General features: G+C 70.2%; 25 protein-coding genes and 1 riboswitch. Of the genes, 16 read left to right on the plus strand and 9 right to left on the minus strand.

Annotated features, from left to right (window positions below):
- Positions 1 to 24 precede the first annotated feature (24 nt).
- A complete protein-coding gene (locus tag ACFPJ4_RS14525; protein ID WP_386741171.1) occupies positions 25 to 834 on the plus strand; it encodes a succinate dehydrogenase iron-sulfur subunit in 810 nt (269 codons plus the stop codon).
- A 304-nt stretch (positions 835 to 1,138) separates the two neighbouring features.
- Here ACFPJ4_RS14525 and ACFPJ4_RS14530 read toward each other — a convergent pair whose 3' ends face one another.
- Positions 1,139 to 2,674, minus strand: coding sequence for a sigma-70 family RNA polymerase sigma factor (locus tag ACFPJ4_RS14530; RefSeq protein ID WP_386741172.1), 1,536 nt, complete (start codon positions 2,672 to 2,674; stop codon positions 1,139 to 1,141).
- 269 nt (positions 2,675 to 2,943) lie between these two features.
- Here ACFPJ4_RS14530 and ACFPJ4_RS14535 point away from each other — a divergent pair, with 269 nt between their 5' ends.
- Positions 2,944 to 3,405: a MaoC family dehydratase gene (locus ACFPJ4_RS14535; protein WP_386741173.1), complete on the plus strand. Its 462-nt coding sequence runs from the start codon at positions 2,944 to 2,946 to the stop codon at positions 3,403 to 3,405.
- A gap of 31 nt (positions 3,406 to 3,436) precedes the next feature.
- On the opposite strand, the gene ACFPJ4_RS14540 is transcribed toward ACFPJ4_RS14535, so the two are convergent.
- The 4 genes from ACFPJ4_RS14540 to ACFPJ4_RS14555 all read right to left on the minus strand — a co-directional run bounded on the left by ACFPJ4_RS14540 (position 3,437) and on the right by ACFPJ4_RS14555 (position 5,951).
- Entirely contained in the window at positions 3,437 to 4,183 is a 747-nt protein-coding gene (locus ACFPJ4_RS14540; protein WP_386741174.1) for an SDR family oxidoreductase, read from the minus strand.
- 69 nt (positions 4,184 to 4,252) lie between these two features.
- Entirely contained in the window at positions 4,253 to 4,816 is a 564-nt protein-coding gene (locus ACFPJ4_RS14545) for a hypothetical protein (protein ID WP_386741175.1), read from the minus strand.
- Complete coding sequence (locus tag ACFPJ4_RS14550) at positions 4,809 to 5,345, minus strand: RNA polymerase sigma factor (protein WP_386741176.1); 537 nt, start codon at positions 5,343 to 5,345, stop codon at positions 4,809 to 4,811. The genes ACFPJ4_RS14545 and ACFPJ4_RS14550 overlap by 8 nt, the downstream gene beginning before the upstream one ends.
- Before the next feature lie 108 nt (positions 5,346 to 5,453).
- Positions 5,454 to 5,951, minus strand: coding sequence for a hypothetical protein (locus tag ACFPJ4_RS14555; protein WP_386741177.1), 498 nt, complete (start codon positions 5,949 to 5,951; stop codon positions 5,454 to 5,456).
- 166 nt (positions 5,952 to 6,117) lie between these two features.
- Here ACFPJ4_RS14555 and ACFPJ4_RS14560 point away from each other — a divergent pair, with 166 nt between their 5' ends.
- From ACFPJ4_RS14560 to ACFPJ4_RS14580, 5 genes are read left to right on the plus strand one after another with little or no spacing between them, the layout of a single operon-like run.
- Positions 6,118 to 7,179 carry a YihY/virulence factor BrkB family protein gene (locus tag ACFPJ4_RS14560; protein WP_386741178.1) on the plus strand — a complete coding sequence of 354 codons (1,062 nt, stop codon included), beginning with the start codon at positions 6,118 to 6,120 and terminating at the stop codon, positions 7,177 to 7,179.
- A gap of 10 nt (positions 7,180 to 7,189) precedes the next feature.
- Positions 7,190 to 8,023 (plus strand): exodeoxyribonuclease III, encoded by an 834-nt coding sequence (locus ACFPJ4_RS14565; RefSeq protein ID WP_386741179.1) that lies wholly within the window; start codon positions 7,190 to 7,192, stop codon positions 8,021 to 8,023.
- 54 nt (positions 8,024 to 8,077) lie between these two features.
- Positions 8,078 to 9,082, plus strand: a complete 1,005-nt coding sequence (gene trpS / locus ACFPJ4_RS14570; protein WP_386741180.1) for a tryptophan--tRNA ligase — start codon at positions 8,078 to 8,080, stop codon at positions 9,080 to 9,082.
- 8 nt (positions 9,083 to 9,090) lie between these two features.
- Positions 9,091 to 9,657 (plus strand): GNAT family N-acetyltransferase, encoded by a 567-nt coding sequence (locus ACFPJ4_RS14575; protein WP_386741181.1) that lies wholly within the window; start codon positions 9,091 to 9,093, stop codon positions 9,655 to 9,657.
- Positions 9,645 to 10,397 carry an HAD family hydrolase gene (locus ACFPJ4_RS14580; protein ID WP_386741182.1) on the plus strand — a complete coding sequence of 251 codons (753 nt, stop codon included), beginning with the start codon at positions 9,645 to 9,647 and terminating at the stop codon, positions 10,395 to 10,397. Before ACFPJ4_RS14575 ends, ACFPJ4_RS14580 begins: the two co-directional genes overlap by 13 nt.
- On the opposite strand, the gene ACFPJ4_RS14585 is transcribed toward ACFPJ4_RS14580, so the two are convergent.
- Positions 10,322 to 10,573 carry a type IV toxin-antitoxin system AbiEi family antitoxin domain-containing protein gene (locus ACFPJ4_RS14585; RefSeq protein WP_386741183.1) on the minus strand — a complete coding sequence of 84 codons (252 nt, stop codon included), beginning with the start codon at positions 10,571 to 10,573 and terminating at the stop codon, positions 10,322 to 10,324. The genes ACFPJ4_RS14580 and ACFPJ4_RS14585 overlap by 76 nt on opposite strands.
- Before the next feature lie 227 nt (positions 10,574 to 10,800).
- On the opposite strand from ACFPJ4_RS14585, the gene ACFPJ4_RS14590 reads away from it, so the two are divergent.
- From ACFPJ4_RS14590 to ribH, 7 genes are all read left to right on the plus strand, one after another.
- Positions 10,801 to 11,148, plus strand: coding sequence for an ArsR/SmtB family transcription factor (locus tag ACFPJ4_RS14590; protein WP_386741184.1), 348 nt, complete (start codon positions 10,801 to 10,803; stop codon positions 11,146 to 11,148).
- A complete protein-coding gene (locus ACFPJ4_RS14595) occupies positions 11,145 to 11,627 on the plus strand; it encodes an SRPBCC family protein (protein WP_386741185.1) in 483 nt (160 codons plus the stop codon). Before ACFPJ4_RS14590 ends, ACFPJ4_RS14595 begins: the two co-directional genes overlap by 4 nt.
- 1 nt (position 11,628) lies before the next feature.
- The gene (locus tag ACFPJ4_RS14600; protein WP_386741186.1) at positions 11,629 to 12,057 is read left to right on the plus strand and encodes a VOC family protein; all 429 of its coding nucleotides are present in this window, start codon (positions 11,629 to 11,631) and stop codon (positions 12,055 to 12,057) included.
- Between the two features lie 90 nt (positions 12,058 to 12,147).
- Positions 12,148 to 12,280: riboswitch (FMN riboswitch) on the plus strand.
- Positions 12,281 to 12,395: 115 nt separating this feature from the next.
- Entirely contained in the window at positions 12,396 to 13,442 is a 1,047-nt protein-coding gene (ribD, locus tag ACFPJ4_RS14605; RefSeq protein WP_386741187.1) for a bifunctional diaminohydroxyphosphoribosylaminopyrimidine deaminase/5-amino-6-(5-phosphoribosylamino)uracil reductase RibD, read from the plus strand.
- Positions 13,442 to 14,065 carry a riboflavin synthase gene (locus ACFPJ4_RS14610; protein ID WP_386741188.1) on the plus strand — a complete coding sequence of 208 codons (624 nt, stop codon included), beginning with the start codon at positions 13,442 to 13,444 and terminating at the stop codon, positions 14,063 to 14,065. Before ribD ends, ACFPJ4_RS14610 begins: the two co-directional genes overlap by 1 nt.
- On the plus strand, positions 14,062 to 15,339 hold the full coding sequence (ribB, locus tag ACFPJ4_RS14615; protein WP_386741189.1) for a 3,4-dihydroxy-2-butanone-4-phosphate synthase: 1,278 nt from the start codon (positions 14,062 to 14,064) through the stop codon (positions 15,337 to 15,339). The genes ACFPJ4_RS14610 and ribB overlap by 4 nt, the downstream gene beginning before the upstream one ends.
- Positions 15,336 to 15,812, plus strand: a complete 477-nt coding sequence (gene ribH, locus ACFPJ4_RS14620) for a 6,7-dimethyl-8-ribityllumazine synthase (protein ID WP_386741190.1) — start codon at positions 15,336 to 15,338, stop codon at positions 15,810 to 15,812. The genes ribB and ribH overlap by 4 nt, the downstream gene beginning before the upstream one ends.
- Before the next feature lie 44 nt (positions 15,813 to 15,856).
- Here the strand turns inward: ribH and ACFPJ4_RS14625 are convergent, their stop codons facing one another.
- Genes ACFPJ4_RS14625 through ACFPJ4_RS14635 form a run of 3 tightly spaced genes read right to left on the minus strand, consistent with a single transcriptional unit; the run spans position 15,857 to position 18,470 of the window.
- Positions 15,857 to 16,681: an ABC transporter permease gene (locus ACFPJ4_RS14625; RefSeq protein ID WP_386741191.1), complete on the minus strand. Its 825-nt coding sequence runs from the start codon at positions 16,679 to 16,681 to the stop codon at positions 15,857 to 15,859.
- Positions 16,678 to 17,547, minus strand: a complete 870-nt coding sequence (locus ACFPJ4_RS14630) for an ABC transporter permease (protein WP_386741192.1) — start codon at positions 17,545 to 17,547, stop codon at positions 16,678 to 16,680. The genes ACFPJ4_RS14625 and ACFPJ4_RS14630 overlap by 4 nt, the downstream gene beginning before the upstream one ends.
- Positions 17,544 to 18,470, minus strand: a complete 927-nt coding sequence (locus ACFPJ4_RS14635) for an ABC transporter ATP-binding protein (RefSeq protein WP_386741193.1) — start codon at positions 18,468 to 18,470, stop codon at positions 17,544 to 17,546. The genes ACFPJ4_RS14630 and ACFPJ4_RS14635 overlap by 4 nt, the downstream gene beginning before the upstream one ends.
- A gap of 99 nt (positions 18,471 to 18,569) precedes the next feature.
- On the opposite strand from ACFPJ4_RS14635, the gene ACFPJ4_RS14640 reads away from it, so the two are divergent.
- Both ACFPJ4_RS14640 and ACFPJ4_RS14645 read left to right on the plus strand, forming a co-directional pair.
- Positions 18,570 to 18,782, plus strand: coding sequence for a hypothetical protein (locus ACFPJ4_RS14640; RefSeq protein ID WP_386741194.1), 213 nt, complete (start codon positions 18,570 to 18,572; stop codon positions 18,780 to 18,782).
- A gap of 55 nt (positions 18,783 to 18,837) precedes the next feature.
- A complete protein-coding gene (locus ACFPJ4_RS14645) occupies positions 18,838 to 20,655 on the plus strand; it encodes an ABC transporter ATP-binding protein (protein WP_386741195.1) in 1,818 nt (605 codons plus the stop codon).
- Positions 20,656 to 20,670 lie beyond the last annotated feature (15 nt).

Genomic DNA, 20,670 nt, shown 5'->3' on the forward strand with positions numbered 1-20,670 from the left:
TGTGAAACAGGAGAGGAAGTACTGATGTCGGAGGTTGCCAGCAGCGAGGGGACGGCCGCTGTCGCCCCCGTGGCGCCGATCCAGGCGTTCACCGTCACGCTCATCATCCGGCGCTTCGATCCCGAGGTGGATGCCGAACCGCACTGGCAGGACTTCGACGTCGAGCTGTACGCCACCGATCGCGTGCTCGACGCGCTGCACAAGATCAAGTGGGAGCAGGACGGCTCGCTCAGCTTCCGTCGCAGCTGCGCTCACGGCATCTGCGGCTCCGACGCGATGCGCATCAACGGCCGCAACCGGCTCGCCTGCAAGACCCTGATCAAGGATCTCGACATCTCGCAGCCGATCTACGTCGAGGCGATCAAGGGGCTCCCCCTCGAGAAGGACCTCATCGTCGACATGGAGCCGTTCTTCGAGTCGTACCGCGCGATCCAGCCGTTCCTGATCGCGAGCGACAAGCCGGAGAAGGAGCGCATCCAGTCCGTCGCCCAGCGTGCGGTCTTCGACGACACGACCAAGTGCATCCTGTGCGCGGCCTGCACCTCGAGCTGCCCGGTGTTCTGGACGGATGGGCAGTACTTCGGCCCGGCGGCGATCGTGAACGCGCACCGCTTCATCTTCGACAGCCGCGACGAGGGCAGCCAGGTGCGCCTCGACATCCTCAACGACAAGGAGGGCGTGTGGCGCTGCCGCACGACCTTCAACTGCTCGGAGGCCTGCCCGCGGGGCATCGAGGTCACGAAGGCCATCTCGGAGGTCAAGCAGGCGATCCTGCGCGGCGGCCCCGATCTGCCGGCGTCGGACCTGACGTCGGAGGCCGTGCTCGCGGGCTGAGCTCGCCGCCGCGGCATGACGTGCCGAAGGCGCTCCGCTTGTGCGGGGCGGCCTTCGGTCTTTGATGGCCGCATCCGGAGCGCAATCGGTGCGGCACGTTGGCCGATGTTGGGTCGGTGCCCGCAGAGGCTGGGATCTCGACGGGCACCGACCGGATCCGCCCTCACTGGGACGTCAGAGGGCGGAGTGTTGGGGAGGTGTTGTCCTCACCCGAAGAGACGTCGCGGGCGCACGATTATGACGCGGATCGCAGAAAAATGTTCTGCGCGCGGTGCGCCGACGGCCATCCGACGACGCGGGACGCTCACTTGTCGAACAGCGTGAGCGACAGGCCCAGTGAGTTGAGGTTCACCGACAGCGGGGTGAGGCCGAGGAGTCCGAGCAGGCTGCCGAGCAGGCTCGTGTTCTGGGTGACCGTCGCGCTCGAGGTGCCCTGCGGAAGACCCGAGATCGCCAACGACCAGTGCCCATCGGATGCCACGACCGTCGTGTAGACCGCTCCCGCCACCGAGGCCGACACCGTGGCCCCCGGAGTGCCCGAGCCCGCCAGGTTCAGGTCGACGGTCGCGGTCACCGCCGGAGCGCCCCCCGTCACGCCCCCCAGGATCGGCGCGGTGACGTTGTTCACGAGCCCCGTGGCGCCGCCGAGCACGCCGTTGACGGCGCTGCCGACTCCGTCGACGGTCGTGCCCACCGTCTGGCCCACCCCGCCGAGAGCAGACCCTGGCGTCGGGGTCGGGGTCGGCAGCGCGGGCGCGCCCGTCGTCCGAACGCTCGGCAGGGGTGCGGCGATGACCGCCTGAGTCGCGTTCGGCTGCGGAGTGGCGACGGGCGAGCCGGCGGCGCCGACGCCGAGAGCGACGCTGCCCCCGATCACCGCGATGACCGCGAGACTGCCCACCAGAGCTCCCGTACCGCTGGCGGCGCCGAGGGCGAGGCCGCCGAGCACGGGCGCGGCGAGCGCGGGCGCGGCGAGCGCACCGCCGGTGACGACCGCATGCACCGTCGCTGGCAGGGCGGGAACGGCCTCGGCGGCGAGGGCCGCAGCGGGGTGGGCGAGGGACGCGAGCACGGCACCGCCCGCGACGCCACCCAGAAGGAGCGGAAGCATCACCATGGCGAGGTGCGACCCAACCTCGTCCACCTCTTCCGAGATCACCTGACACTTGGTGCAGCCGAGCAGATGCGCCTCGATGCGGTCGGACTCGCGCGCGGTCAGGCTCTTGCGGGTGCGATCGCCGAAGCGGGACATCGCCCACCGGCAGTCCGCCGAGGTGCCCGCATTCGAGATGTGCGCCTGCAGCCAGGCGCTGCGGAGCCCCTCGCGGGCACGGTACGAGAGCGCCGCGACCCCGTTGGCCGTCAATCCCATCAGCGGAGCGACCTCGTGCGGGTCCATGCCCTCGACCTCGGTGTACCACAGCACCGTCTGCCAGCGGTCGGGAAGTGAACGGAACGCTCGAGCGGTCAGGGTGCGGTCCAGCGCCCAGGAAGCGGGATCGTCGGGGATCCGCTCGTCTTCGAACTCGTCGATCATGTCGACCTGCACGTCCCGCGAGGCGGCACCCCAGGTGCTCGCGAGGTTGCGAATGGTCGTGTACAGGTAGGGACGGAACGCTCCGGTGGGTCCGCCGCCCGCCAGAACACGTTGGAAGATGCGTGCATACGCCTCGCTGACGAGGTCATCGGCATCGATCGACGACGTGAACTGGCGGGCGACGCGAGCAGCGGAGCGATAGTGGCGTCGCCACAACTCGGCGAAGGCACCCGTATCCCCCGATCGGGCGCTTTCGATCAACTCCGTGTCCGAAGTGGTGAGCTTCGAAACCTGACTGCTCATCCCCCTGATCCATTCCCGGGCCTCTCCTGTCCCTGAGGGTGAGGTCGTCGCCGCGGGATTCCGCGGTGATGACGTCCTCATACAGAGAGACGGCCCGATGTGTCCACTATGACGCGCGTGTTCGAGGGTACCTCACCCCCCGTTCGGGGGATGAGGTCGGCGCTTCCAGAACACACACGACCGATCGCGGTACGGTCGTTCCAGGACAAGGTCGTCGAAGGGTGCTCCATGGAACCATCGCCCGTTTCTGCACACCCGAGGTCGAGGGCATGACCGCGCGAACGGTGGCCTCGGCCGGGGCTCTCTCGAACCTGGTCGGGTCCGCACTGGTCGGCGACGAGTGGCTCACGATCGACCAGGGCCGCATCGATGCGTTCGCGGGGGCGACCGGCGACTTCCGTTGGATCCACGTCGATCCGCAGCGCGCGGCATCCGGTCCGTTCGGGGCGACGATCGCGCACGGAGCCCTCACCCTGTCGCTGATCCCCCTGCTGACGGACGGGCTGCTCGAGATCGGCGGCACCGCCGTCACGGTCGACTACGGATTCGACCACGTGCGTTTCGTCGAGCCGGTGCTCGCCGGCTCGCGCGTCCGTGCGCGCACCGAGGTCACGGGTGTGACCGAGGACGGGGACGGCTACCGGGTGACCCAGCGCGTGATCATCGAGCTCGAGGGCTCGGACCGCCCCGCCCTGGTGGCTGAGACCGTCACGCTGATGCTCCCCGCCTGAGGCCCGGGCCGTCCCTCCGGGCCTGCCGCCGTCAGAGGACCGATCGCATCGACGCGCCGCCGTCGATGATCAGGGTCTGCCCTGTGATCCAGGCCGCGTCGTCGGAGAGCAGGAACGCGACCGGACCCGCGACGTCCGCGGGTTCGCCCAGCCGGGCGAGCGGATACTGCGCGGCGGCCTGCGCCTCGCGCCCCTCGTAGAGCGCACGGGCGAAGACGGTCTTGATCACGGCCGGTGCCACCGCGTTGACCCGCACCCCGGGAGCCAACTCCGCCGCGAGCTGCACGGTGAGGGCGATGAGCGCTCCCTTCGAGATGCCGTACAGCGCGATGCCCGGCGCCGCCGACAGGCCCGCGATCGAGGCGATGTTGACGATCGAGCCGTGGTCGCGCGCCAGACCGGCGGCCACGGCATCCCGAGACCAGTCCAAGGCCGCGAGCACATTGACGTCGAAGATCTTGCGCGCGACATCCAGATCGACGTCGGCGAGCGGTCCGTAGGCCGGATTGATCCCCGCGTTGTTGACCAGGTGGTCGAGGCGGCCGAACCTCTGCGCGATGAGGGCGAAGACCTCGGCGCGGTGCTCGGGATCGTCGGCCCGGCCGGCGACTCCGACGGCGTGCGTGCCCAGGCCCGCAACGGCCTCATCGAGGGCCTCCCGTTTGCGCGCCGTCAGCACGACCTCCGCACCCTCGGCCACCAGCCGTTCGGCGATACCCAGCCCGATGCCGCGGCTCGCCCCCGTGACCAGGGCGACTCGCCCGGCGAAGCGCTGCACGACGGCCTCCCTGTCGGACCTCCGGCGATCCGTGCCGACTCTAACGCGCGGGTCTGCGCCCGTCGAGCATCAGGGGTGGTGGGTTGCGCCGGGCGCCGACGGCGCGGGTGCGGGATGCGTGGGAGGCGCGGCCGGCGGGGTCTTGCGCTGCGACGGTGTCGGCATCTGGCCGGTCTTGCCCGGTGCCGTGGTTGCGCCGATGCCCTTGCCGGGATGATCGGTGGCGCTCGGATGATCGGAGCTGGTCGCCGAGGGGGTCGGTGTGGAGAAGGGGGTCGGAGTCGCGTGCGGCTCCGGCGCGCTCGTGCTCGGAGCGACGACCGAGCCGATCGAGCCGATCGAGCCGAGCACGGTCTGCACCACCTGCTGCGCCGCCGACCGCACCTCGGGGCTGGCGGCCGCCGTACCGACGCCCAGCCCCAGCGAGCCGAGCACGATCAGACCGGTGACAACGGGGCGACGCCGCCACACCGGTGCGCGTCGCGTGCGCTCGGGCATGAGGGCGGCGACCGCGGCCGACGGGATCGGAGGGACGCCGGTTGCCTCGGCGCGCATCCGGAGCAGAACGTCTTCGAGCTCCCGCTCGCTCGACATGCCTTCCTCGGCGAGCAGCTCGCGGATCGGATCAGTCATGGCTCGCCTCCTTGGTCACGAGATCGCGCAGGGCCTCGAGGCCGCGACGTTGAAGCTGCTTGACGGCACCGACGCTCCGGCCCATCACCTCGGCCGCTTCGGCGAGCGAGAGCTCCGCGATGATGCGCAGGCTCACGGCCTCGCGCTGATCGTCCCCGAGCCGCTCCAGCAGCGCGAGGGTGCTGCGCCCCTCGGCGAGTGCGGTGTGGACGTCCTCAGCCGACGGCACGCGCCGCGGATCGGTCTCGGGGTCGAGGACGACCAGTCCGGGGCGCCGCGCCGCCGCGCGATGGAAGTCGACGATCCGGGCATGCGCGATGGAGAACGTCAAGGTGCGTACTCCATCCTCTCCACCGGTGACCGCCGGGAGTCGCGGATACAGAGCGAGAAAAACATCTTGCGTGACGGACTCGGGATCATCGACCCCGTGGACCCGGAGGTAGCCGAGCACCCGGGGGGACAGCTCGCGGTAGACCGCGGCGAAGCGCTCCGCGTGGAGCGACTCCTCCGAGTTCCCGGCGTCTCCCAATAGCTCGACTTCCTCGTATGCAGGCGTCGAGGCGATCCGTAACCATCGGATCGCCTCGACAACGGACTCACCAGGATCAGGTTGGCACAGTCCGTCCGCGACCTCTGGTCAGTGACCGTGAGAGTCGGCGGCACCGTGAGACGAACTGTCGGAATGCGGGGCCACCGGCGCGCCGGTGTGCACGGACGACGGGATGGGGTGGCTGGTCGGGGCGTGTCCGGCCGAGTGGCCGGGAGCCGTGCTCAGCACCGTGGCGCAGTAGGCGGTGATGTCGCCCCCCGGTGCTGCGGCGTCGAGCGCACCGTACGCGATGGACTTCGTGCTCAGGCCGCCGGCGCTGAAGGCGGTGCAGAGGCCGAAGGCCGCCGGGCCGGTGGCGTCAGGTCCCTTCGGCGAGGCGCTCGACGTGGGGTCCGGGGTCTCCGTCGCGTCGGGGGTCTCACTGGCCGTCGGGCTGGGCGCGCCGACCGTCTGGTGGGCGAACTCCTGAGCCGGGGTGGGCAGCACGCCCGCCGCCGCAGCGGCAGCGGTTCCTCCGCCCAGGGCGGCGAGTGACAGGGCCGCGATGGCAACCTTCGTTCCGATGGTGGTTGCGATGATCGACACGGGTGGTTCCTCCGAACAGATAACGGTCAGTGCTCGCGCGTCCGCCGGGAGGCGACGCGCTCACCTACGTCATCGAACGACGGCCCGGAAAGTTACGGTCAGGGGGAAAGCCCGCGGCGCCACGGCGGCCGCCGCCCCCGCGAACGCGGCCCGTAGGGTGGGTGCCATGGCCGCCCCGCAGAAGTCCGCCGGTAGGCCCTTCGGCCCCCTCGTGGCCCGGGTGTCGGCCGTGGTCGCCCGAGTGCAGAAGCTCAAGCCCGTGCGGGTCTTCATCCATTACGGGCAGCAGCGCGGCCCGATCCTCGCCAGCGGCCTGGCCTTCCAGGGGCTGTTCGCCGTCTTCGCCGCGCTCTGGGTGGGGTTCTCGATCGCCGGCCTCGTGATCAGCGGCGACACCGCCGTGCAGCACGCTCTCCTGACCGCCCTCGATTCGGCCATTCCAGGCCTGATCGACACCGGCGACGGCGGAGCGATCAAGGCGAAGGTACTGCTCTCGGCCGGGGTCTTCGGCTGGACGGGTGCGATCGCGCTGGTCGGCCTGGTGATCACGGCGACCGGCTGGCTGTCGTCGGCGCGCGACGCCGTGCGCAGCATGTTCGAGCTGCCGTCGCCGTTCACCAACTTCGCCTTGCTGAAGCTGCGCGACATCGCGCTCGGCATCGGGCTCTGCGTCGTCGTGATCGCGTCGGCCGCGCTCTCGGTGGCGAGCACGAGTGCGACGAGCTTCCTGCTCGGCCTGCTCGGCATCGAGTCCACGACCGTCGTCGCGACCATCGCGATCCGCATCGTGACGCTCGGGGTGATGTTCCTGCTCGATGCCTTCGTGCTCGCCGCGCTCTACCGTGTACTCGCCGCGGTGCGCATCCCCCGACACCGCGCGTGGGCCGGCGCCCGGCTCGCGGCCCTCGGAATCGGAGTGCTCAAACTCCTGGGCTCGGCGCTGCTGGGCGGGGCGAGCAGCAATCCGCTCATCGCCTCGTTCGCGGTGATCGCCGGCCTGCTGATCTTCTTCAATCTGGCCTGCCAGGTCGTCCTGCTGGGCGCCGCGTGGATCGAGATCGGTCTAGAGGATGCCGGCATCGAGATCGACCCGCGCGTCGCCGCCATCCGTCTCGAGAACGCCCGGCGCCTGGTCGCCGCCCACACCGAGCCCCAGCCCGAGGCCGGAGGGCTGGGAGAGCTGTTCACCGACCCGCCCGAGACCGAGCAGGTCACCGGTCGCGGCTAGAATTGCGAGCATGCCCCGCCCCCTGCGCATCGCTTCGGTGAACGTCAACGGCGTCCGCGCCGCGTACCGCAAGGGCATGGGCGAGTGGCTGGCGCCGCGGGGCGTCGACATCCTGGCGATCCAGGAGGTCCGCGCCGAGACCGACGACCTCACCGCCCTACTCGGGGCCGAGTGGAACGTGCTGCACGACGCCGCGACGGCGAAGGGGCGCGCGGGGGTCGCGCTCGCCAGCCGACGCCGCGCCGAGATCCACCGGGTCGAGCTCGGCCCCGACGACTTCGACAGCGCGGGCCGTTGGCTCGAAGCCGACTACGACGTCGACGGCACGATCGTGACCGTGGTGTCGACCTACGTCAACTCGGGTGAGGCCGACACCCCCAAGCAGGTCGAGAAGTACAAGTTCCTGGATGCCATGGTCGAGCGCCTGCCACAACTTGCGGCGCACAATCCGCTCAGCGTGATCATGGGCGACCTCAACGTCGGGCACCGCACCCTCGACATCAAGAACTGGAAGGGCAATGTGAAGCGTGCCGGCTTCCTGCCCCAGGAACGCGCGTACTTCGACCGCATCCTCGGCGCCGAAGGCGAGCCCGACTACAACGCGGGCGCCGGTCTCGGCTGGATCGACCTGGGGCGCCGGTTCTCGGGCGAGGTCGCCGGGCCCTACACCTGGTGGTCGAATCGCGGCCAGGCCTTCGACACCGACACCGGATGGCGCATCGACTACCAGCTCGCCACGCCGGCCCTCGCCGCCAAGGCCCGCTCGTACACGGTCGACCGCGCCGCGAGCTACGACGAGCGATGGTCCGACCACGCTCCCGTCGTCGTCGACTACGACATCTAGCTCTCCGGGCACCGCCGCCGACTCGGCCGGCCCGATCATCGAACGGACCCCATCATGACCAAGCCCCGACTGTTCTCGGGCATGCAACCCTCCGCCGACTCGCTGCACGCCGGTAACTACATCGGCGCGCTGCTGCAGTGGAAGCAGCTCCAGCAGGACCACGACGCGGTCTTCTGCGTCGTCGACCTGCACGCCATCACGGTTCCGCAGGATCCCGCCAAGCTCCGCGAGGCGACCCGACGCACTGCGGCCCAGTACATCGCCGCCGGGATCGACCCGGGATCGTCGATCCTGTTCGTGCAGTCCCAGGTCTCAGCCCACGCCGAGGCCGCCTGGGTGCTCAGCACGATCACCGGATTCGGCGAGGCCGGCCGCATGATCCAGTTCAAAGACAAGTCGGCCAAGCAGGGGGCGGACTCGACGACCGTCGGGCTCTTCACCTACCCGATCCTGCAGGCCGCCGACATCCTGCTCTACGACGCCGAGATCGTGCCGGTCGGCGAGGATCAGCGCCAGCACGTCGAACTGACCCGCGACCTGGCCCAGCGGTTCAACAGCCGCTTCGGCGAGACGTTCGTGGTGCCCGAGGTGCGCATCCGCAAAGAGACGGCGAAGGTCTACGACCTTCAAAATCCGGGCTCGAAGATGTCGAAGTCGGGCGAGAGCGAGAACGGCATCATCTGGTTGCTCGACGACCCGGCGGTGACCGCCAAGAAGATCAAGTCGGCGGTGACCGACACGGAACGCGACATCCGCTTCGACCCTGCCACCAAGCCGGGCGTCTCGAACCTGCTCACGCTGCTGTCGGTGCTGGGCGGCTCGTCGATCCCCGCGCTCGAGGCCGAGTTCGCCGGGCGCGGTTACGGCGACCTGAAGAGCGAGACAGCGGATGCCGTGGTCGCCGCCTTCGCCCCGGTGCGCGAGCGCGCGCTCGAGCTGCTGGCCGACCCCGCCGAGCTCGACCGCATGCTCACGGTGAATGCGGAGCGCGCGGACGCGATCGCCGGCGCGACGCTCGCGCGCATCTACGACCGGGTCGGCTTCCTGCCGCGGGTGTAAAGGTCGTCGTGGAACCGGTCGAACTGCGCAGCGAACGCCTGGTGCTGTCGGTGCCGGCCGGGTCCGACGACATCGACGCGATCGCGCGCTACTGCCAGGATCCGATGTTCGAGCAGTACCTGACCACCCCGTGGCCGTACACCCTCGATCACGCCCGCGACTTCGTCGAGGGGTTCGTGCCCGAGCGCTGGGCCGACGAGAGCGAGTTCACCTGGGGCGTGCACTCCGGCCCCGATGAGCATGCGCCAGGCGCCCTGCTCGGCATGATCGGCTGGCGCAGCCGGGGCGACGTGGGCTTCTGGATGGGGGCGGAGCACCGCGGTCGCGGCTACATGGTCGAGGCCCTCGCGGCGGTCGTCGAGTGGGCGTTCGTCGAGCGGGGCGCCGAGCGGATCGACTGGGAGACCCTTCCCGGCAACTTCGCCTCGGCACGCGTCGCCCGCGCCGCCGGGTTCCGGTACACCGGGGTGGCCCCCGTGCTCGTCCCCGCGCGCGACGGCTCGCATCCGGACAGCTGGCACGGCGTGCTGCTGCGCGACGACGATCGCGAGATCAAGCCCGGGTGGCCGCTGTGACCGCGGCGGACCGGCCGATCCGGGTGGCGCTCTTCGACCTCGACGACACGCTGTTCGCGCACCGGAGGGCGGTCGAGCTCGGCCTCGCGGCGCATCGCGATGCGATCGGGGGCGCGATCGCCGCGGCCGACCGGGCCACCGAATCCGCGCGCTGGCACGCGCTCGAAGAGCACCACTACCACCGCTACCTCGGCGGCGAGATCGACTTCCTGCAGCAGCGCCGGGAACGGGCCCGCGACTTCGTCGCGCCGTACGGGGTCGAGCTGCCCGCCGATTCGGATGCCGACGCCTGGTTCGACACCTACCTCGCGGAATACGAGAACGGCTGGACCCTCCACGACGACGCGCTCCCCTGCCTCGACGCGCTCGAGGCAGCCGATCCGCCGATCCGGATCGGCGTCATCACGAACGGCGACCTCGCCTTCCAGACGGCGAAGCTGACGGCCACCGGACTGCTGCAGCGGGTCGAGCACACGATCGCGAGTGGCGAGGTCGGGGCCGCGAAACCGGATGCCGCCATCTTTCTCCGCGCCTGCGACGTCTTCGGCGTCTCACCGGCGTCGGCCGCCTACATCGGCGATCGGCTCCACACCGACGCGCTGGGCGCCTCCGGCGCCGGCCTGCTCGGCATCTGGCTCGATCGCACGGGCGACGCCTCGGCCGATCAGCTCGCCGAGGCGCGTGCCGCGCGGGTGCCCGTCATCCGAACCCTCGCCGGGGTACCCGCCCTGCTGCGCTGACCGTCGGCCCGCCTCCGCCCCGTCCCCCGCCCGGCCGCCATCGCCGTCTCGCTGGCATCCGTTCGGGCATGGTGCCCGATGCGCATGCGGATGAGGGCGCCACGGGCGACGGCAGAGCGGATCTGCCTCTCGGACATGCCGGCGGCCCGCAGCTCACGAGTGGTGACGTGACCCATGCCGCCAGCGTGCGGGGCTCGCGGCCACCTGCCGCCGCCGGATGCCGGGGCTGGAGATCCGCGGAACCGGTCGCGGACGAGGAGGAACGGTCGGTGTGAAGAGCGGACGTGAAGAGCGGACGGCGGACGGACGACGAACGAGTGGGGCAGTCGCCCGACCGGGCCCCTTGACAGTCGCCGGGGCGTGCGTCATCCTTATTCAACTGATTGGTTGATAAAGGATTACGTTGAGCACAGAACGTGACGACGCCGAGCTCGACCGGGCCTTCGTCGCGCTGGGGGACCCGGTGCGCCGCGCGATCATCGCGCGGCTGAGTCGGGGGCCGGCCACCGTGAACGAGCTCGCCGAGCCCTTCGCGATCTCGACCCAGGCGGTCTCCCGGCACATCCAGGTGCTCGAGCAGGCCGGCCTCGTCACCCGCAGCCGCGACGCGCAGCGCCGCCCGGTGCACCTCGCCCCGGCCCGGCTCGAAGCGCTCACGGCCTGGATCGATCAGTACCGGCTCGGCACCGAGCGGCGATTCCGCGCGCTCGATGCCGTGCTCGCCCATCCACCGAGAAAGGAAGAATCATGACCAACCCCGTCACCATCACGGCCCCCGCCGGCCTGCCGTTCATCGACATCGAGCGCGAGTTCGACGCCCCCGTCGCCGCGGTCTTCGGGGCGCACCGCGATCCGGCGCTGTACGCGCAGTGGATCGGCCCCAGGGGCTACCGGACCGAGCTCGAGCACTTCGACTTCACGACCGGTGGCGGCTACCGCTTCATCAGCACCACGCCCGACGGCCAGACCGCGGCGTTCCACGGCGTCTTCCATGTCGTGCGCGAGAACGAGTTCGCCATCCAGACCTTCGAATACGAAGGGGTTCCGGATGTCGTGAGCATCGAGTCCCTGACCCTCACCCCGCTCCCGGGCGACCGCACCCGGCTGAGCATCCACTCGGTCTATCCGAGCGTCGAGGCCCGCGACGGCATGATCGCCGGTGGCATGGAGCGCGGCGTCACCGAGGGGTACGAGCGCCTCGACGAACTCGTCGCCGGCAAGGAGAGCTGACATGGACTGGACCCTCGAGGTCGTCGTGCTCCCGGTGAGCGACATCGACCGCGCGGTCGCGTTCTACCGCGACCAGGTGGGCTTCCACCTCGACCACGACACGACCAACGAATGGATGCACGTGGTGCAGCTGACTCCGCCCGGCTCGGGCTGCTCGATCGTGATCGGCGACCTCCCCAGCCAGAACGAGATGGCGCCGGGCTCGATGCGGTCGCTGCATCTCGTGGTGTCGGATGCCGCGGCCGCCCGAGCCGAGTTGGTCGGGCGAGGGGTCGAGTGCTCCGAGATCATGTCGTTCGACGAGCGCGACGGCGCGACCTTCTTCGGCTTCGCCGACCCGGACGGCAACAGCTGGGCGGTTCAGCAGATCCGGGCCCGCGCCGAGAGGCCGCTCATCCCCGTGGAGGCGCGAGGACGCTTCGGCGCCTGAGCGGACCCAGAGCATCGCCGATGCGACACCGGCGGCGACATCGGCGGGGAATATCGTCGTCGGCTTCGCGTTGTAGTCTGTGAAACGAAGCACGTGCTCCGGGGTCGGTGAAAATCCGAGCCGGCGGTAATAGTCCGCGAACCTCCTCTCGAAGGCTGAGGGGAAGCCGATCCGGTGGAATTCCGGGACCGACGGTCATAGTCCGGATGGGAGGAAGCACGCGCTCGCGGACGAGCCGACCGGCGACGCCGCGAGCGACGCCACGCTCGGCGCACCCCCGGAACCGTCTCGACGAGACAGAGGACCGGATGTTGGACACCGAGCGCTACCGAGCCGCGATGGCTCGCGGGTTCGAGCTGGCCGCGCAAGGGCCGGTCACCGGCGGCAACCCCCAGGTCGGCTGCGTTCTGCTGGACGACACGGGTCGGATCGTCGCCGAGGGCTGGCACCACGGGGCGGGCACGGCGCACGCCGAGGTCGATGCGCTGTCGAAAGTCGCCGATCGACCGGACGGGGCGAGAGGGCTGACCGCGGTCGTCACGCTCGAACCCTGCAACCACGTCGGTCGCACCGGTCCGTGCAGCGTCGCGCTGCTGGAGGCCGGGGTCGCCCGGGTGGTCTACTCGCTCTCCGACCCGGGTGCCGCATCGGGCGGCGGGGCGGCGCGCCTGCGCGAGGGCGGCGTCGAGGTCATCGGCGGGGTGTTGGCCGACGAGGCCGAGCTGTTCCTGCACGAGTGGCTCGCCTCGGTGCGACGCGGTCGCCCCTGGGTGACCGTCAAGTGGGCGTCGACGCTCGACGGCCGGGCCGCGGCATCCGACGGCACCAGCCAGTGGATCACGGGAACCGCCGCCCGCCAGCGCGTCCACGAGCAGCGGGCCGCGAGTGACGCGATCCTGGTCGGCACCGGAACCGTTCTCGCCGACAACCCGAGCCTGACCGCACGCGGCGACGGCGGCGAACTGCTCGAGCACCAACCGATCCCCGTCGTGGTCGGCGAGCGCGAGATCCCGGCGGATGCCGCCCTGCGCCGTCATCCGGCCGGCCTGATCGAGGCCGGCAGCCGCGATCTCGCGAGCCTCCTGAGCGAACTGAATCGCCGCGGACTGCGCCGCGTCTACGTCGAGGGCGGCCCGACCCTGGCCAGCGCGATCATCGCCGCCGGTCTCGCCGACGCCTTCTCGATCTACCTGGCGCCCGCCCTGCTCGGCGGCGACAAGCTCGCCCTGGGCGAGCTCGGCATCCCGACCATCGCGCAGGCCCGTCGCCTGCGGATCGATTCGATCGAGCAGCTCGGCGACGACCTGCTGATCCTGGCCACACCGCGCGCGTCCAGCGTGCCGGTGCCATCGGGCGGGCGCCACTCGCTCACGGAAGGAATCTGATGTTCACCGGAATCATCGAAGAACAGGGCGAGGTGCTCGCCTGGGAGCCGTCGGGCGACGCGGCGCGCCTCACCGTCCGCGCGCCGCTCGCGGCATCCGATGCGAAGCACGGCGACTCGATCTCGGTCGACGGCGTCTGCCTCACGGTCGTCGATCAGGGCCCCGACTGGTTCACGGCGGATGTCATGGCCGAGTCGATCGCAGCCAGCACCGTCGCGCGACTCGCCCCCGGCACGCATGTCAACCTGGAGCGCGCGGCCGCCCTCGGAGATCGTCTCGGCGGCCACATCGTGCAGGGTCACGTCGACGGGACCACGACGATTCTCTCGATCGAAGAGGGGTCCGCCTGGCGGGTCGTGCGGCTCGCTCTGCCCGCCTCGCTGGCCGCGCTCGTGACCCGCAAGGGGTCGATCGCGATCGACGGGATCTCGCTCACGGTCAGCGCCGTCTCGGATGCCGCCGAGGCCGAGCAGTGGTTCGAGGTCTCGCTCATCCCCGAGACCCTCGACGCGACGACGCTCGGGGCGAAGGGCCCCGGCGACGCCGTCAACCTCGAGACCGACATCCTGGCGCGCCACGTGCAACGCCTGATGGCGGTCGAACGACAAGGAGTACACGCATGAGCCTCTCCGACATCCCCACCGCCCTTCAGGCGCTTCGCGAGGGCAAGCCGGTCATCGTCGCCGACGACGAGGGCCGCGAGAACGAGGGCGACGTCATCATCGCCGCGGAGTCCGCGAGCCAGGAGTGGGTGGCCTGGATGGTCAAGCACTCCTCGGGCTTCATCTGCGCCCCGATGACCAACGAGATCGCCGATCGCCTCGACCTCCCGCCGATGGTGGCCGTCAACCAGGATCCGCGCGGCACCGCCTACACCGTGAGCGTGGATGCCGCCGATCGTCTCAGCACCGGCATCAGCGCCTCCGACCGCGCCCACACGCTGCGCGTGCTGGCGAACCCGGAATCCCGGCCCGACAGCCTGCTGCGACCCGGGCACGTGCTGCCGCTGCGCGCGGTTGACGGCGGCGTGCGCGAGCGCGACGGCCACACCGAGGCGGCGGTCGATCTGATGAAGCTCGCCGGCCTGGTGCCGGTGGGCGCGATCTCCGAGATCGTCGCCGACGACGGCGAGATGATGCGCCTACCCGGTCTCATCGCGCTCGGGGCGACCGAGGGGGTTCCCGTCATCACGATCGAGTCGCTCATCCGCTTCATGGAGGAGCGTCGCTGCCAGGCCGATCCGGAGGCGGTCGTCGAGATCCCCGAGTCGTCGCGGGTCAGCTTCGAGGTCGAGACCACGGTGCCGACCGAGCACGGACCCTTCCGGGTGCGGGCCTACCGCGACCGCTCGACCGGCGCCGACCACGTGGCGTGGATCTCGGGAGACCCGCGCAACGGCGCCCTGGTGCGCGTGCACTCCGAGTGCCTGACCGGCGAGGCGTTCGGCTCGCTGAAGTGCGAGTGCGGACCCCAGCTGCAGAGCGCCCTCGACACGATCGAGCGCGAGGGCGGCGTCGTGATCTACCTGCGCGGTCACGAGGGGCGCGGCATCGGCCTGATCAACAAGCTCAAGGCCTACCGGCTGCAGGAGCAGGGCTTCGACACCCTCGACGCCAACATCGCCCTCGGGCTGCCGGCCGACGCGCGCGACTACGGGGCCGCCACCGCGATCCTGAAGGATCTCGGCATCGACTCGGTGCGCCTGCTGAGCAACAACCCCGAGAAGGCGCGCCAGCTGCGCGAACGCGGCATCGCGGTGACCGAGCTCGTGCCGCTCGTCGTGGGCGTCGGCGAGTTCAACGAGGGCTACCTGGGAACCAAGCGCGACAAGATGGGACACGCATTGCCCACCGACCAGATCTTGGATTCCAAGGTCGCAGAAGGAAGAACAGCATGAGCGGCGAAGGCCACCCCACTCTCGACACCGACGGCACCGGCCTCAAGGTCACGATCGTCTCGGGTCTCTGGCACCACAAGATCGCCGAGGGCCTGCTGGCGGGGGCGCACCGCGTGCTCGACGCCTCGGGCGCCGAGGTCTCGATCGTTCAGGTGCCCGGCAGCTTCGAACTGCCGCTCGCCGCGAAGGCGGCGCTCGAGGCGGGTGCGGATGCGGTGGTCGCGCTCGGCGTGATCGTGCGCGGCGGCACCCCGCACTTCGAGTACGTGAGCGCCGCCGCGACCGACGGCCTCACCCGGGTCGCCCTCGATACAGGCAAGCCCGTCGGGTTCGGGGTTCTCACCCTCGACGACGAGCAGCAGGGTCTCGACCGTGCGGGCCTGCCCGGCTCGAAGGAGGACAAGGGTGCCGAGGCGGCCGAGGCGGCGCTCGCGACGGCACTCGTGCTCCGCAAGATCCGCGCGGGCGCCTAGCCCTCGCCGGGCGCGCCGGGACCCGATTCCGCAATCGGTACGGTTCAGTCGAGGAACAGCGCCCTCAGCCGCCGAGTGGTGAAGACCAGGCCGCCGACGATCAGCACGAGGTAGTACAGCACGTGCACCAGCATCCCCGGGGTCAGTGCCCCCGTCGTCAGGCCGCGCACCAGCTCGACCCCCTGCCAGAGCGGGAGGGCCTGAATGATCCATTGCAGCCACTGCGGGTAGACGCTCAGCGGGTAGAAGGTCGCTGAGAACAGGAACATCGGCAGCAGCACGAAGTTGATCCAGTCCATCTGCTGGAAGGTCTTCAGATAGCTGGTGATGGCCATGCCGAGGCTCGCGAAGCCGAAGGCGATGAGCAGAACGGCCGGAAGAGCGAGCAGCGCGGTCCAGGCGAGGTTGAGCCCGAGGATCTGCATGATGACCATGAACGCGGTGGCATAGAGGCCGCCGCGCAGCAGGGCGAGCGAGATCTCGCCGAGCGCGACATCCAGCGGCCCGAGGCGCGTCGCCAGCATGCCCTCGTAGAGCTTGCCGAAATGCATCTTGAAGAAGACGTTCCAGGTCGAGTCGTAGACCGCGCCGTTCATCGCCGAGACGGCGAGCAGACCCGGCGCGATGAAGGCGGCGTAGGGGATGTCGCGACCCGCGGCATCCGTGACGGTGCCGATGAAGCCGCCCAGTCCGATGCCGAGCGAGAGCAGGTAGAACACCGGCTCGAAGAAGCCGGAGAGCACGACCCAGTAGTTCGAGCTCTTCGTCGCCAGCAGACCGCGATACATCACGGCGCGCGAATTGCCGGCATAGAGGGCGCGAACGCCGCCGCCCCGCCCGACGACGGCCCGGTCGATCGTCGATGTCATTTGTCGAGCCTCTTCCTGGTGATCCGCACGGCGAGCGCCCAGCCGAGTACGAGAAGCACCACGAGCACCGCGAGATGCACCGCGATCAGCCAGGGGGCGACATCCGCTCCGTACGAGACGACCCGTGCCACCTCGGTGCCGTGCCAGAGCGGCGAGATCCAGGCGATCCAGCGCAGCCATTCGGGCAGCTGGGTCAGCGGGAACATCGTGCCGCTGAACAGGGTCATCGGCACCACGACGAAACGCATGACGAGCGCGAACTGCCCGCGGTCCTCGGTGAGCGACGCGCTGAACGCCATGAGCGGGGCGCCGAACGCCAGGCCGGTCAGGATCGCGACGGGCACCGACAACCAGCCGCTCGAGAACGGCACGGCGCCGAACAGCGAGGTGATGGCGAAGTAGATCAGCGCGGTCACCGACATCCGGATGGCGACGAAGATCACGAGCCCGTTGACGATCTGCCGCGCGCTGAGCGGGGCCGAGTTCATCCCGACGAAGACGGGGTTCCACTTGAAGCCCATCATGATCGGGTAGGTGAACTCCTCCGCGGCGACCGTGATCCCCGCCGCGCAGAGCAGCGCCGGCGCGACGAAGGTCAGGTAGCTGACCCCGTTGATGGCGTGCGGTCCCAGGTGCGCGGTGACCAGGCTCGCCAGGCCGACGCCGAACGCGATCATGTAGAGCACCGGGGTGCCGAACGCGGTTGCGACGACCGTGCCGCCGTAGCCCTTGAGCCGGCGGAGGCTGTGTTCGGCGACGTACCACGAGCCCCAGCGCGCGCTGGAGCTGGGGCGAGGTCCATTTCTGGACCTCACTGCGACGCCAGCGCCGACGCCCGTCTCGGTCGTCGGTTCGTCGACGCTCATTCGATCAGGCTCCGTCCGGTGAGACGCAGGAACACGTCTTCGAGGCTCGACCGGCGCACGAGGCTCGTGATCGGCGACAGCCCGCGGGCCGTGACGGCCTCGAGCGCGGCCTCGCCGGCATCCGTGTAGATCAGGATGCGGTCCGGCAGCACCTCGACCCGCTCGCCGATGCCCGCCAACGCGGTCGCGGCGTCGGCGTTGCGGTCGGAGCCGAAGCGCAGCTCGACCACCTCGCGCGTCGAGTACTGCCGGATCAGGGCCGACGGCGCACCCTCGGCCATGATCGACCCCTTGTCGACGACGACCAGCCGGTCGCAGAGCTGCTCGGCCTCGTCCATGTAGTGCGTGGTGAGCACGAGGGTCGTGCCCTGCTCCTTGAGCCGGAACAGCCGGTCCCAGAGGATGTGCCGGGCCTGCGGGTCGAGGCCGGTGGTGGGCTCGTCGAGCAGCAGGATGCGCGGGTCGTTGACGAGCGCCCGCGCGATCGTGAGCCGCCGCTTCATGCCGCCCGAGAGCTCGTCGACCTTGGCCTTGGCGCGATCGCTCAGCTGGGCGAACTCGAGCAGCTGGTCGGCGCGCCGGGCCACCTGCGCGCGCGGGATGCCGAAGTAGCGCCCGTAGACCAGCAGGTTCTCGCGCACCCGCAGTTCGGTGTCGAGGTTGTCCTGCTGCGGCACGACGCCGAGCTGCGAGCGGATCTCGGGACCGCTCTCGTTCGGGTCGAGGCCCAGGATGGTCAGCTCGCCGCTGGTGCGCGTCGAGACGGCCCCCACCATGCGCATCGTGGTCGACTTGCCCGCCCCGTTGGGCCCGAGGAGCCCGAACGACTCCCCCGGCGCCACGGAGAACGAGATGCCGTCGACGGCCGCGACGTCTTTGTACTTCTTCGTCAGGGCGGTGGCGGAGATCACGGCGGCAGGCACGCACCCGACCCTAACAAGATGCTGCGACATGTTCACAGTGTCAACCGGCGCGGTCAACCCCGGTTGACGCCCGATATTTCGTCAACTACGGTTGACAACATGTCGGACGCCATGCGCACACTCACCTCGCAGGCCGGGGACGAGAACCCGCTGGCCGCGCTGCACGCCGTGAGCCAGCTGCGCGCGGAACTCGACCGCCACGAGGCCAGCCTGGTGCGCAAGGCGCGCAACGCGGGGATGGGGTGGCAGATGATCGCCACCGCGCTCGGCGTCTCGCGGCAGGCAGTCCACAAGAAGTACGGGCGGCGCTAGAGAGTTACCCCGGCCGGAGTACTGGCCACATCACAGATCACGGGAGACTGGAACCATGAGTACCACTGCGCCCGAACGTCGTTCGCCCTTCTCCCGAGGCAGGAAAGACGACGGGCCCCGCGCCAGCTTCCGCCAGCTGCTGCCCTACCTCTTCGAGCACAAGAAGATCCTCGGCGTCGTCATCGCGCTCAGCGTCGTCGGCGCGGCCGCGTCCCTCGCGCAGCCGCTGCTCGTCAGCCAGGTGATCACGGTCGTGCAGAAGGGATCCCCGCTCGGCATGCTCGTCTGGGCCCTCGTCGGCCTTGTGGTCGCCTCCGGCCTGCTCAGCGGATTCCAGCACTACCTGCTGCAGCGCACCGGCACCAGCGTCGTGCTCTCCGCCCGGCGCCAGCTGGTGCGCAGGATGCTGCGGCTGCCGATCAGCGAATTCGACGTTCGGCGCACCGGCGACCTCGTCTCCCGCGTCGGATCGGACACCACGCTGCTCTACGCCGTGATCACGCAGGGCCTCATCGACGCGATCGGCGGCTCGCTCGTGCTGATCGGCGCGCTGGTGGCGATGGCGATCATCGACCCGGTGCTGCTCGGCCTCACCCTGCTGGTCGTGGCGGTCGCGGTGATCACCGTCGTGGGTCTCTCCGGGCGCGTGCGGGTGGCAAGCCGCAAGCAGCAGGAGAAGGTCGGCGATCTGGCGGCGGCGGTGGAGCGCTCGCTCTCCGCGGTGCGCACGGTGCGGGCATCCAATGCCACCGAGCGGGAGATCGCCGCGGTCGAGAAGGATGCGGAGGGCGCCTGGCGCATGGGCATCCAGGTCGCGAAGATCTCGGCGCTGGTGGTGCCGGTCGCCAGTGTCGCGCTGCAGGTCTCGCTGCTCGTCGTGCTGGGAGTCGGCGGCTTCCGCGTCGCGAGCGGGGCCATCACCATCGCCAGCCTGATCTCGTTCGTGCTGTTCCTGTTCATGATGATCGGCCCGCTGGGCACCGCGTTCGGCGCGATCAACTCGGTGAACCAGGCCCTCGGCGCGCTCGGCCGCATCCAGGAGATCATCTCGCTGCCCAGCGAGACCGACGGCGACGCGGCGATCGTGCCGGTTGCGGCCATCGAGACGGACGCTGCGATCAGCTTCGAGGACGTCGCGTTCACCTACCCGGCCGAGGCCGTCGCCCTGCACGACGGCGAGGAACCCCGCGACCTGACCGTGCTGCACGGCATCTCCTTCGCCGCCGAGCGCGGCAAGCGCACGGCCCTGGTCGGGCCGTCCGGAGCGGGCAAGAGCACGATCCTCGCCCTCATCGAGCGCTTCTACGACCCCACCGCGGGCGTGGTGCGGCTCGGCGGCATCGACATCCGCGGCCTCGACCGCACCGACCTGCGATCGCAGATCGGCTATGTCGAGCAGGACGCGCCCGTGCTGGCCGGCTCGATCCGGCAGAACCTGCTGCTCGGCTCCCCCGACGCCACCGACGAGGCCTGCATCGCGGTGCTCAAGGCGGTCAACCTCACCGAGGTGCTCGAGCGCAACGCCCTCGGCCTGGACGCCGCGGTCGGGGAAGACGGGGTCATGCTCTCCGGGGGCGAGCGCCAGCGCCTCGCCATCGCGCGCACCCTGCTCGCCGCCCCGCCCATCCTGCTGCTCGACGAGTCGACGTCGTCACTGGACGGCCTCAACGAGCAGATGCTGCGCGAGGCCATCGATGCCGTCGCCGAGAACCGCACCCTCATCGTGATCGCCCACCGGCTCTCGACCGTCGTCGACTCGGACCAGATCGTCGTGCTCGACCACGGCAAGGTCGTGGGGGTCGGCACCCACTCCGAGCTGGTGGCGAGCACGCCGCTCTACCGCGATCTGGCGAAGCACCAGCTGCTGGTCTGACGCTCTGCCGGGAAC

It is taken from the genome of Lysinimonas soli (assembly GCF_042655435.1).
Lineage (GTDB): Bacteria > Actinomycetota > Actinomycetes > Actinomycetales > Microbacteriaceae > Lysinimonas > Lysinimonas soli.